The 11,641-nt window shown below is 36.0% G+C and carries 12 protein-coding genes; 8 read left to right on the top strand and 4 right to left on the bottom strand.

The window, feature by feature from the left end; all coding sequences use genetic code 11:
• Positions 1 to 40: 40 nt before the first annotated feature.
• The gene (locus tag N0O92_RS13315; protein WP_315615154.1) at positions 41 to 1,153 is read right to left on the bottom strand and encodes a YheC/YheD family endospore coat-associated protein; all 1,113 of its coding nucleotides are present in this window, start codon (positions 1,151 to 1,153) and stop codon (positions 41 to 43) included.
• Positions 1,154 to 1,360: 207 nt separating this feature from the next.
• Between N0O92_RS13315 and aepX the strand changes: the two genes are divergently transcribed.
• The 3 genes from aepX to N0O92_RS13300 are packed head-to-tail and all read left to right on the top strand — an operon-like array spanning position 1,361 to position 4,170.
• Entirely contained in the window at positions 1,361 to 2,287 is a 927-nt protein-coding gene (aepX, locus tag N0O92_RS13310; RefSeq protein WP_315615153.1) for a phosphoenolpyruvate mutase, read from the top strand.
• On the top strand, positions 2,281 to 3,417 hold the full coding sequence (gene aepY, locus N0O92_RS13305) for a phosphonopyruvate decarboxylase (RefSeq protein ID WP_315615152.1): 1,137 nt from the start codon (positions 2,281 to 2,283) through the stop codon (positions 3,415 to 3,417). Before aepX ends, aepY begins: the two co-directional genes overlap by 7 nt.
• Positions 3,418 to 3,432: 15 nt before the next feature.
• Positions 3,433 to 4,170 (top strand): YheC/YheD family protein, encoded by a 738-nt coding sequence (locus N0O92_RS13300; protein WP_315615151.1) that lies wholly within the window; start codon positions 3,433 to 3,435, stop codon positions 4,168 to 4,170.
• Between the two features lie 99 nt (positions 4,171 to 4,269).
• Here the strand turns inward: N0O92_RS13300 and N0O92_RS13295 are convergent, their stop codons facing one another.
• Both N0O92_RS13295 and N0O92_RS13290 read right to left on the bottom strand, forming a co-directional pair.
• Positions 4,270 to 5,412 (bottom strand): YheC/YheD family endospore coat-associated protein, encoded by a 1,143-nt coding sequence (locus N0O92_RS13295; RefSeq protein ID WP_315615150.1) that lies wholly within the window; start codon positions 5,410 to 5,412, stop codon positions 4,270 to 4,272.
• A 165-nt stretch (positions 5,413 to 5,577) separates the two neighbouring features.
• Positions 5,578 to 6,165 (bottom strand): TetR/AcrR family transcriptional regulator, encoded by a 588-nt coding sequence (locus N0O92_RS13290; protein ID WP_315615149.1) that lies wholly within the window; start codon positions 6,163 to 6,165, stop codon positions 5,578 to 5,580.
• 157 nt (positions 6,166 to 6,322) lie between these two features.
• On the opposite strand from N0O92_RS13290, the gene N0O92_RS13285 reads away from it, so the two are divergent.
• The 5 genes from N0O92_RS13285 to N0O92_RS13265 all read left to right on the top strand — a co-directional run bounded on the left by N0O92_RS13285 (position 6,323) and on the right by N0O92_RS13265 (position 11,002).
• Entirely contained in the window at positions 6,323 to 7,240 is a 918-nt protein-coding gene (locus N0O92_RS13285) for an ABC transporter ATP-binding protein (RefSeq protein ID WP_315615148.1), read from the top strand.
• The gene (locus N0O92_RS13280; RefSeq protein WP_315615147.1) at positions 7,240 to 8,844 is read left to right on the top strand and encodes an ABC transporter permease; all 1,605 of its coding nucleotides are present in this window, start codon (positions 7,240 to 7,242) and stop codon (positions 8,842 to 8,844) included. Before N0O92_RS13285 ends, N0O92_RS13280 begins: the two co-directional genes overlap by 1 nt.
• Positions 8,845 to 8,958: 114 nt before the next feature.
• Positions 8,959 to 9,540 (top strand): thioredoxin family protein, encoded by a 582-nt coding sequence (locus tag N0O92_RS13275; protein WP_315615146.1) that lies wholly within the window; start codon positions 8,959 to 8,961, stop codon positions 9,538 to 9,540.
• 162 nt (positions 9,541 to 9,702) lie between these two features.
• Complete coding sequence (locus tag N0O92_RS13270) at positions 9,703 to 10,209, top strand: DUF2243 domain-containing protein (protein WP_315615145.1); 507 nt, start codon at positions 9,703 to 9,705, stop codon at positions 10,207 to 10,209.
• Complete coding sequence (locus N0O92_RS13265; protein ID WP_396334509.1) at positions 10,196 to 11,002, top strand: cytochrome c oxidase assembly protein; 807 nt, start codon at positions 10,196 to 10,198, stop codon at positions 11,000 to 11,002. Before N0O92_RS13270 ends, N0O92_RS13265 begins: the two co-directional genes overlap by 14 nt.
• A gap of 278 nt (positions 11,003 to 11,280) precedes the next feature.
• Here the strand turns inward: N0O92_RS13265 and N0O92_RS13260 are convergent, their stop codons facing one another.
• Positions 11,281 to 11,454, bottom strand: a complete 174-nt coding sequence (locus N0O92_RS13260) for a hypothetical protein (RefSeq protein WP_315615144.1) — start codon at positions 11,452 to 11,454, stop codon at positions 11,281 to 11,283.
• Positions 11,455 to 11,641: the final 187 nt, after the last annotated feature.

The following is an 11,641-nucleotide window of genomic DNA, read 5'->3' as shown; positions in this document are numbered from 1 at the left end:
ACCATTAAAAAAATAGGTTCTTTATTAACAATACTTTTAATTATTCAGGGTCTGATTTCATAATAAATTTAGCATACTCAATAGGGTTTAAGAATGCTTGAAAATACGTTTCTTGGTCATATGCTTTATATAAGGAAACTTTTGCAGATTTTGCATTTGGTTCAATGAACCAAATGTCCCCATTTGTATCTAGACCGAAATCAATTCCTATTTCTCCAAATGGACCGTAAATTTCTTCGATTGCTTCATACATGTCATATAAGAATGTTTGGAATCGATCTTTTATTAAATATATTTCTTCAGGGCGATAATATAAGACTTTCTCAAAAAACTGTTCAAGAGTATAAGCGGAAGAATGAGTAGTAATAGGAGAATTCTTCACTCCTGTCCGAGCCGTAATACCTGTTATTCCTAAATTTCCTTCCCCATTCCTTTGTAACTCGGCACGAAAATCAATATTGCTATTTTCTATCTTTAATAAGTTGATGCCCTTTTGCATGATAAAAGGCCTATCTTTAAAAAACTGCTGGATAAATGTGAACAATTCATGGAAGTCTGAGGCTTCTCCTGTAAATAAATGGTCATCTCTGAAATATTTATACTGATATCCATTGGATTCTATACTCTCTATACATAAAACACTTCGTCCTCTTCCACCACGAGCAGCTTTTAAATACACCTTTGGGTGCCGTTTTAGAAAGGTAATTAATTCTTTTTCATCACTAAACCATTTTGATTCTGGCAAGTATTTATTAACTTTTTCATTTTTAAGAAGGCTCGTATAAACGTCACCTTTATTAAAATAGGAAATGGAATTAATTTTTTTTATCCCTTTTCGGTCAAACTCACGTCTTATTTGCTCTGACAAGCTCTTTGTATCTCGGGTAGCAAGACGGTCATATAATACATCAGGTAAAGGAAAGAGTTTCTTTTCCCAAACCCCTTGTTCGTCCATAACCATCCCTTTTACAGCTTTTGAGAAGAAGACATTTTTGGCAGAAAAGAAATAAAGGGTCACATTTGCCACTTTAGCTGCTCGTGATAGTTGAACAAGACGGTCATAACCTCTCATGGAATGGTCGCCTTTCATTAATTTATTAATAACTCGATTTGTTACAAGAACCCCGATTATTATTGAATCAGAAGTTGCCATTTCTTTATTTCACTCCCTTCTCAACACTATTTATGTTCATTTCCTTGAAACGGAAACGGCATATATAAGGGTTAAGAAAATAATTGAAAACTTTATTTGAAATGCGCCAATGTCCCTTTCAAATTGATTGCTTCTTAATAGAATAATGTAAATGTATTGTAAACCACTTTGCATTCATTCTATTGCACCTTTTGAGGAGGTTTAAAAGTGAAAAAAACAAAGCAACTTCGATCCTTGCTCAACTCTCCGCAGTTAGAGTTTCTAATGGAAGCACATAACGGTTTATCTGCAAAAATAGTGGAAGAAACCGGCTTTAGCGGAATTTGGGCTAGCGGTCTATCGATTTCAGCTAGTTTGGGAGTTAGAGATAATAATGAAGCGTCATGGACTCAAGTGTTAGAAGTATTGGAATTTATGAGCGATGGTACATCCATACCTATTTTACTAGATGGAGATACAGGTTATGGCAACTTCAATAATGCAAGAAGGTTAGTTAAGAAGTTAGAACAACGCCAAATAGCTGGTGTGTGTATAGAGGATAAATTGTTCCCTAAAACAAACTCATTTATAAATGGTGATACACAGCCTCTTGCTGATATTGAGGAGTTTAGTGGAAAGATAAAAGCAATGAAAGATACTCAAACAGATGATGATTTTAACGTAGTTGCAAGACTAGAAGGATTTATTGCAGGTCATGGACTAAAAGCAGTCTTAGAACGAGCTGAGGCGTACAGAAAGGCAGGCGCTGATGCTATACTCGTGCACAGCAAAAGAGCAGATAGCAATGAAATAGAGGTATTTATGAAAGAATGGGGGGATAGACACCCAATCGTCATTGTACCAACAAAATATTATCAAGTTCCCACTGAAAGATTTAGAGAACTAGGAGTAAGTTTAGCTATCTGGGCAAATCACAACGTACGCGCAGCCATTACTGCCATGCAAAAAACATCTGAGGAAATATATAGAATTCAAAATTTAAACTCAATTGAAAAACAAGTTGCTAGTGTAAGTGAAATATTTAGACTTCAAGGAGCAGATGAGCTTTTAGAGGCGGAAAAAATATATCTCCCACAAAATGCAAGTAAAGCTTTAACAGAGGGAGGAGATAAACAAGGTGATTCATCATGTTAAACACTGTGGAGTTTGGAGAAAAATTAAAAGAACTAGGATATGATTTTTTTAGTGGTGTACCTTGTTCATTTTTAAAAAGTTTAATCAATTATGCCATTAATGATTGTAATTATATTCATGCGGCAAATGAGGGGGACGCGATTGCCATCTCATCTGGAAGCTCGATTGGCGGAAAAAAATCAGTTGTCTTGATGCAGAATTCAGGCTTAATGAATGCTGTTTCCCCGTTAGTTTCACTGAATGCCCCTTTTAAGATTCCTTTATTAGGATTTGTGAGCCTGAGAGGAGAACCAGGAATCTCTGATGAACCCCAACATGAATTGACAGGAAAAATCACGACAGATCTACTTGAATTAATGGAAGTGAAATGGGGTTATTTATCGAAGGATATTGAAAAAGCAAAACAGCAATTAGAAGAAGCGGATAGATGGATTGAGAAGGGTCAATCATTCTTTTTTGTTGTTAAAAAAGGAACTTTCCTAGGTGAAACATTAAAAACGCAAGAATCACGAACTAGCATTATTCGTAAAAAAGAAGAGGAACATTCTACTGATGAACTGCCAACACGCTTCGAAGTTCTATCTGCTATTAACATGCTAAAAGATGAAAAGACGGTTCAATTAGCCACAACTGGAAAAACAGGTCGTGAGTTATTTGAAATTGAGGATGCCGATCATAATTTATATATGGTGGGGTCAATGGGATGTATAAGTTCTCTTGGCCTAGGTTTAGCTTTGTCTAGAAACGATTTAGATTGTGTAGTAATTGATGGTGATGGGTCGTTACTAATGAGAATGGGAAGCTTAGCTACAAATGGGTATTATCAACCTTCCAATATGCTTCATATATTACTTGATAATAATTCACATGATTCAACAGGGGGACAAAAGACCGTCTCTCATAATACTCATTTTGTAGATATTGCCTCATCTAGTGGTTATCCTTTTGCACGATATGTTCACACTATAGATCAATTGAAATCCGCTATTAATCAGTGGAAAGAGGAAAAAGGATTAACATTTATATATATGAAAATAGCAAAAGGATCAAAAGAAAAACTAGGACGACCAACGCTAAAACCACATGAAGTGAAAAATAGATTGGAAAGGTTTATTAATAAGAACAACTAGAAAGGCGGAAGTAACTTGGCATCGTATAATCGAAAAAAATGGAGAAGGTATGAAATTCTAAAAAAAATTAGTACTATTGCTCCTCACCTTCCAGAAACGAAAACATTTAGTGAGAAAGCTTTCTGGGAGCTTATGAATAAATATGGACAAATCATTGTTAAGCCCAATAATGGACGCAGGGGCAAAGGAGTAATTAAAATTGAAGAGATTGGATCACAGAAATATGAAATTCAAATTGAGGATAAGAAATTAACGATGGGCAAAGAAGAAACTTTTGCATTTGCCTCTCAACATGTGAATGATCAGGCATATCTGATTCAAGAAAGGATATCTCTTGCACAAATAGATGACCGTATCATTGATTTTAGAGTTATCGTTCAACGCAAAACCTATGATGATCCATGGACAGTTACCGCAATGGTAGTAAAAGTCGCAGGCAAAGGGTATGTAGTTACAAATATCGCAAGAAGTGGCGGTGAAATCTTGTATGTAGAAGACGCCGTACAGAGATCGGATTTGAATGTATCACCACAGACATTAAAGGCTGCCCTAGAAACTATTACTGTTAAAGCATCTGAACGCTTAGCGAAATATTATAGCAAGCAACGTATTTTCGGGTTTGATATGGGAGTAGATAAGAATGGTCATATTTACATTATCGAAGCAAATTTAGATCCTATGATGTCACATTTTCGAAAGTTAGACAATCAAAGTTATTACCAAAGAATCAAAAGATATAAAAAAGGGAAATAATAAAAAGTTGTGACTGCTTAAGTCACAACTTTTTATTATTTTCCTTATTAAACGGGCTGAGAATGTTATTCACTATAACAGACCATTTAGATTGATGATTTAAAGGGTTTGAATTTTCTTTTTTTTTTCTCGATATAAATACTTTGCATATTCTAATATATTTTGAAAAGAACGTTCAATTGTTTCATTATCATATGCGGATAAAAATGATTTTTTAGCTGATTGAGCGTTACACTCGATATACCAGATGTTACCATCTTTATCCAAAGCTATATCAATTCCTAATTCCCCAAAAGGACCATATTCCTTTTCAAGAGCTTTATAAAATAGTTTTAATACGTCGTCAAGTTTCTTACGAAGTTCTACAACCTCTTCCTCTGAATACGAAAGAATGATTTTATAAAAATCTTCAAATGTGAAACTGTCCCCATGTGTAGATATAGGTGATGATTTTTGTCCTACTCGAACTGGTATGGCAACGACCTCTAATTCGCCTTGACCATTTCTCTGCAATTCAGCTCTCATATCAATAAATTGTTCATCTAACTCAAGTAAATCAATTCCTTCTTGAACAATCACACTTCTAGAGCCAAAAAAATCCTTTAACAGGGTTAATACCTCTTTTTTATTCTTTGCATGAACACTAGTAAGCTGATTATTGAAATGGGAAAAGCAATAACCGTTACGTATTTTTTCTACACGAACAACCTTTTTCCCACGTGATCCCTGTACCGCTTTAACATAAATTCTGCGTTTTTCTTTTATAATTTTTTTAAAGTCTTCTTTTGAAATATCAGAAGCATTAGAAAAGAACTTAGTAAGTGGGAGAAAAGGCTGTAATTTTTTATTCTTAACTAAACGTTTGTAAACATCCCATTTGCTAAATCCAGCTACACTATTAATGACTTTCATTTCATCTGAGTGAAGGGATGTGACTGCCTTCATAACGTTATAAGAACTTCTGCTCCCTCGATTGTACAGGATATCAGGAACAGGAAAAATCATTCGTTTCCATTTCTTCATTTCTTCGTCGTAGTACGTCCCTACAATGGTTTTGTTATGATAAATGATATCTTTATAACAAAAAAAATAAAGTGTTGTATTTGCAACTTTATTTGCTTTTGTTAGAAGAGAATATTTATCATTTGTTTTTTGTTGCTGCAAGCGTCTTATATTTCTGCTACTAGTTAATACCCCTACTATTGGTTTGGATAAGGTAGAAGTATCACTTATACTTTCCATTGCAACCTCACTCCTTTTTATCACACTTATAATAGTTTATGAATTTCAAGTGAGGCTGACATGGCCAATTCGATCATATTAGCTTATTATTTAAAAATGGGTTACGGAAGACCATATTAATAAAGAGACGCACCTCCATTTAAAAAGTGCGTACGAATTCTTCAATTAATTATTTTGTTTTCCCATTATTCCATAAAAAAAGATATTAGTTATATCTTCAGTAAGCGGTAATATTTTTTGATAAACATCTTCCCTTTGAATAAAGTCTTTTAACATTTGGACATAAAAAAGAATTGCTTCATCTGACAAACTAGAATCAATGTACCCTTGTTCCTTTCCTTCTTTAAACAAAAAAGTAAAGTAAGGGACAGCTTTTTGAACGTAAATCTTTTCTATATAATTTCCTTCGGTCGAATATTCCTTCATAAGATATTGATAAAACTCATCATTTATTTGTCTAGCAACTTCTTTCTTATTAAAAATGATCTCCTTGATTTTTTCCGGGAAAGGGATGTCGCTATAGACAATTTTTTCAAAATCACTTGATGCTTTATCTACATAATAAATAAAAGTATCATGAATTAATCGATGTTTGCTTTCAAAATAATTATATATGGTTACTTGAGACACATTTGCTTCCTCGGCTATTTCTGAAATAGACACTTTTGAAATGCCATACTCCATAAATAACGTTAAGGCTGCCTCTAGTATATTTCGTTTTTTCTGTTCTCTACGTCGTTGAAATCCATCCATTGCTTTCACCTCATATATATTTTATTAAAATTTATGAAATAAAACAAACAAATGAGTTCAAAAACACTTGCCAGGTTGATCATTCACCTATATTATGAACTATATAGCGCTTTATATTTCAAAAGTTTCATATTTTATCCGACAAGGAGGTTTTTTGATGAAGGTGGTCCAAACAACCAACCTAACAAAACGATTTGGAAAATTCATTGCATTAAATGACGTGAATCTAGATGTGAATAGAGGAGAAGTATTCGGATTTATCGGTCCAAATGGAGCCGGGAAATCAACAACGATCCGAACACTACTTGGGATATTGAAACCTTCAGATGGTGAGGTCAAAATATTTGGTAAAGATGCTTGGCGGGATGCTGTCGCGATTCATAAACATCTTTCCTATGTTCCAGGAGATGTAAATTTGTGGCCTAACTTAACCGGCGGAGAAGTGATTGATTTATTTATGAAGTTACGAGGATCAAACCAAAGAAATCGAAGGGATGAATTCATTGAAAAGTTTCAGTTAGATCCGAGTAAAAAATGCCGGACCTATTCAAAAGGAAATCGCCAAAAGGTAGCTTTGGTTGCTGCATTTGCATCTGACGCTGATTTATACATTCTGGATGAACCAACTTCGGGACTCGATCCCTTAATGGAAAAAGTGTTCCAAGATTGTGTGTTAGAAGCAAAGGTAGCCGGAAAGAGTGTGTTGCTTTCGAGTCATATTTTGTCAGAAGTGGAGAAGTTGTGTGATAGAGTAGGAATCATTCGGCAAGGACAAATGATTGAAACGGGAACATTACAAGAACTACGGCATTTAACTAGAACAAATCTGCAAATAGAGACTAAGCAGCCAATAGATAACTTAGGAAGCATTAAAGGCATTTATGACCTTGAAGAGAAGGGTTCAACTTTTTCGTTTCAGGTTGACTCAGAAGAGTTAGATGCTGTAATGAAGTACATTAGTCAATTTGGATTACTGAAACTAGAGAGTTCTCCGCCGACATTAGAAGACTTATTTATGCGTCATTACGAAGACCCAACAGAGCTTCAAGGAATAGGAGAGGGAGGACAATCTTAATGTGGACTCAATTAACAAGTCAAACAGGAATCATGACTCGTTTTATCATGAAAAGAGATCGAGTCCGTCTCCCTATTTGGCTCTTATCTATTACACTTCTTACGATTATAACGGCTTCTTCTTTCACCAGTTTATACGAAACAGATCAGGAAAGACAGGCTATTGCCGAAACAATGAGGAATCCGGCTATGACAGCCATGGTTGGGCCAGGTTATGGTCTAGACAACTATACGGCAGGTCCTATGATGGCACACCAAATGTTGCTATTTACTGCTATTGTTGTAGCCCTAATGAATATTCTGCTTGCTAGTAGACATACTCGTACAGATGAAGAAGAGGGACGCACTGAATTAATCAGGTCTCTGCCGGTTGGACGATTAACCAACATTAGTTCAACTCTAATTGTTATGACTGGCGTAAACGTTGTCTTAGCTCTTCTGATTGGATTAGGATTATACAGTCTACAAATAGAAAGTATGAATCTAGAAGGCTCGTTATTATACGGAGTCACTTTAGGTGCAATCGGTTTCTTTTTCTCGGGCATTACCGCTCTATTCGCTCAAGTTTCAGAGAGTTCTCGAGCAACAATTGGCTATTCTTTTACTGTACTAGGTGTAGCCTATCTCATAAGAGCAATAGGAGATGTGAGCAGCGAACTTCTTTCCTGGTTTTCTCCACTTGGATGGATTGTAAGAACAGAAGTGTTTGTAACAGATAAATGGGGTCCTATCGCTTTAACACTCGGTATAGCCATCATTTTTATCGGTTTAGCCTTTTATCTGAATACCATTCGAGATTTGGGATCTGGCTTCATTCCGTCAAAGCCGGGAAAAAAGCATGCCACTCCACTATTACAAAGTCCAATAGGCCTGGCACTGCGCCTACAACGTACCGGTATCATCGCTTGGGCTGTTGGAATGTATATACTGGGCGCTTCCTATGGTTCCGTTTTCGGAGATTTAGAAGCTTTTTTTGAGAGTAATGAAATGATGAGTCAGTTATTAACACCTGTAGAAGGTCTATCGCTAACGGAACAGTTTTTGACAATGTTAATGTCTGTAATGGCGATGATCTGCACAGTTCCGACATTAATGTTTTTATTAAAACTGAAAAGCGAAGAAAAGAAGGGGCGTTCTGAACATTTACTATCGCGGGCTGTTTCAAGATCAACAGTCCTAGGGAGTTATTTCCTCATATCTATTCTTCTAGGTGCAGCGATGTTGGCTCTTGCATTAATCGGATTATGGTCAGCTTCTGTTGCTGTGATGGATACTCCGATCTCTTTTATGGTGATGTTTGAATCGTTGATGGTTTATTTACCTGCCATGTGGATTATGATTGGATTAGGCGTCCTTCTTATTGGTATATTGCCTCAGTATACGGGCTTCACATGGTTGTATCTCGGCTACTCGTTTCTAGTTGTTTATTTAGGAGGATTGCTTCAATTTCCGGAATGGATGGGAAAATTTTCACCGTATGGTCACATTCCTCAATTACCGGTCGAAGAAATGAATTATCTAATTCTAGCTATTTTAACTAGTGTTGCAGTTATCCTTACTTACGTTGGATTTTATAGCTATAGAAACCGTGATCTCACTAGTTAGAAGCTACAAAATGATTGATTCCTTTTAATTTACAATCTTTAGAAGGGAAATGTTCATTTTTCTTGAATGTATATGCGAGAGCGTCAAATTATATTGATAATGGGGGAATGAGCAATGGCATTTACGCTGCAAATAGGAGATCAAGCTCCAGCATTTTCTTTACAAGCAACAGACGGGGAAACATATTCATTAACTGATTTTGAACGTTCAAAAGTAGTCGTCGTATTTTTCACATGTAATCATTGTCCATATGTCGTTGGATCGGACGAAATTACGAGAGAGACGGCGGATAAATATAAAGAGCAAGGCGTAAGTTTCGTAGCCATTAATTCTAATAGTGTAAATACAAAGCCAGATGACTCATTCGAACACATGGTCGCACGTATGGAAGAAAAGAAATATCCTTGGACCTATCTTCATGATGAAACACAAGATATTGCTAAAGCGTACGGTGCCTTGCGAACTCCTCACTTCTTTGTTTTTGATGAGAATCGAAAACTCATCTATACGGGAAGAGGTGTGGATCAACCTAGAGACACAAGTAAAATGACCGTTAACGATTTGGAAAACGCATTATCTGCGCACCTAGCAAATGAAGCTATTACAACGCAAGTAACGAATCCGATCGGGTGTAATGTTAAGTGGGATGGCAAAGATGAACATTGGATGCCTGTTGAAGCTTGTGATTTAGTTTAAATTATATTCATAAAATAAGTTCAAGACGAAATCCGTTTGTGATTTCGTCTCTTTTTTTATATATAAAAGTCATTAACGTACACTACAATTCCTCCACGTTTAGATTTGCTCTTTTCGGTTAGACTGTTGACTGTTGTTAAAAACAAGCGTAAGGAGTTTTTTATGGAAAAGGCAACAAACGATACAAAGCTTTATTCTACAAATAAATATTCTAAACGAAATCTATGGTCAGGTATATTATTTGGACTAGGTCTTATAGCTTTTTTTGATGAAATGGTTTTTCACCAATTACTTAGATGGCATCATTTTTACGATAGAGCCACAACCGATATTGGGCTTATTTCAGACGGATTATTTCACGCCTTTAGTTGGTTTGCAACCATTGGTGGTTTGTTTATGTTTGCAGATTTACGCCGCAGAAACGCTGTTTGGCTCAAGCGTTGGTGGGGAGGAGTATTCTTAGGTGCAGGAGTTTTTCAGTTATATGACGGGATCGTTCAACACAAACTCATGCGTTTGCATCAAATTCGATATGTTGACAATGTAATTGTCTATGATTTAGTTTGGAATATCGGTGCCATTATTTTAATTATCATTGGAGCCCTTCTCATTCAAAAAACCAACCAATCAAAGGACGAAGGAGGAGCTGCTTCAAATGAACATGCATGATCATCATGAAGATGTAATTGTCATCATTCCTCAACTTATTTTAGCTATTCCCTTTCTTATTGGCTTAGTTGTTTATGTAATAGCAGTGATTACTTCTAATCGGAAATACGCTCCGTGGCCTCATTATCGTACTCTATTTTGGATTATCGGGAGCGTTTGTGCAATAATGGCCGTTTGTGGTCCTTTAGCTGAGCGAGCTCATGTAGACTTCACCGCTCATATGTTCGGACACTTATTACTGGGTATGCTTGCACCGCTTCTGATGGTCCTTGCAGCACCAATGACCGTGTTATTGCGTTCCCTCAACGTACGCACAGCTAGAAAACTTACGAAATTATTAAAAGGTACGTTTGTTCGTGTTATAACGGATCCAGTTGTTGCATCTATTCTCAACATCGGTGGTTTGTGGCTTCTTTACACAACCAATCTATATGCCTCGATGCACGATCATATGGTTCTACATCTGTTTATACATTTTCACGTCTTTCTAGCAGGGTATGTTTTTACTGTTTCGATGATTTACATAGATCCAACTCCACATCGAACGAGTTATGTTTATCGTTCGATTGTGTTAGTGATTGCGCTAGCTGGTCATGGTATATTATCAAAGTTCATTTATGCCAATCCACCTTATGGGGTTCCTGCTAATCAAGCTGAATCAGGGGCTATCCTTATGTATTATGGGGGCGATGCTATCGATGTGGTGATTATTTTTATATTATGCTGGCAATGGTATAAAGTAAGTAGACCAAGAACAAGTATTGAGTCCGGCTACTCAGCGCAAGGAGTATAATAATTAAAGCACAAAATCTTCACCGTTTAGGACATCCTTTTAAGTAATAAGTTGTCCTTAAAAAGTTTAAGATTTGTCGGATTTCTTAGAGCACTCGCGCATATAGGACAAATTCCAGAACTTAAAAAAGCAAGTTGGTAAATAGATAAACCTAACGAAACATTCGTTAGGTTTTTTTGTACAACTGAAATATTATTAATCAAAATCAAATGAAATAGGATTGGTCTGTTCCCACGCTGCGCCAACCTGTAAAACAAACTTCTCAGTTAAAAGATTTCCTATAAGTTGCATACCTTCAGGGAGACCATCACTGGAACGTTTAATCGGAACAGAGAGGCTTGCTGTTGATGAATAGTATTCATAATAGATAAGATATAAGGAATGTCAGTTTCATAAGTAGGAATATCATGTAAACGTAAACGTTGTTTAATAAAATGATCTGCTTGCATCATACACATCTCTCCTTATAAGTAGGTTGTGATCACGGTTTGTCATTTTAGAAATGATTGTGTTTTTGCTAAAAGTCATTTCTTCATTTTCAATCTTGGCTGCACCTCAAAAAATAGAAGATCAACCTTTCATCTTTGGTCACATTAACCAATAATAAATAGAGAGTGTTGCCAAAGTTTGGCATATTCT

This window comes from Alkalihalobacillus sp. MEB130, assembly GCF_032335535.1.
Lineage (GTDB): Bacteria > Bacillota > Bacilli > Bacillales > Bacillaceae_D > Halalkalibacter.
Note: the sequence above shows the minus strand (reverse complement) of the source record. Positions and strands in the feature narration are given on the sequence as shown.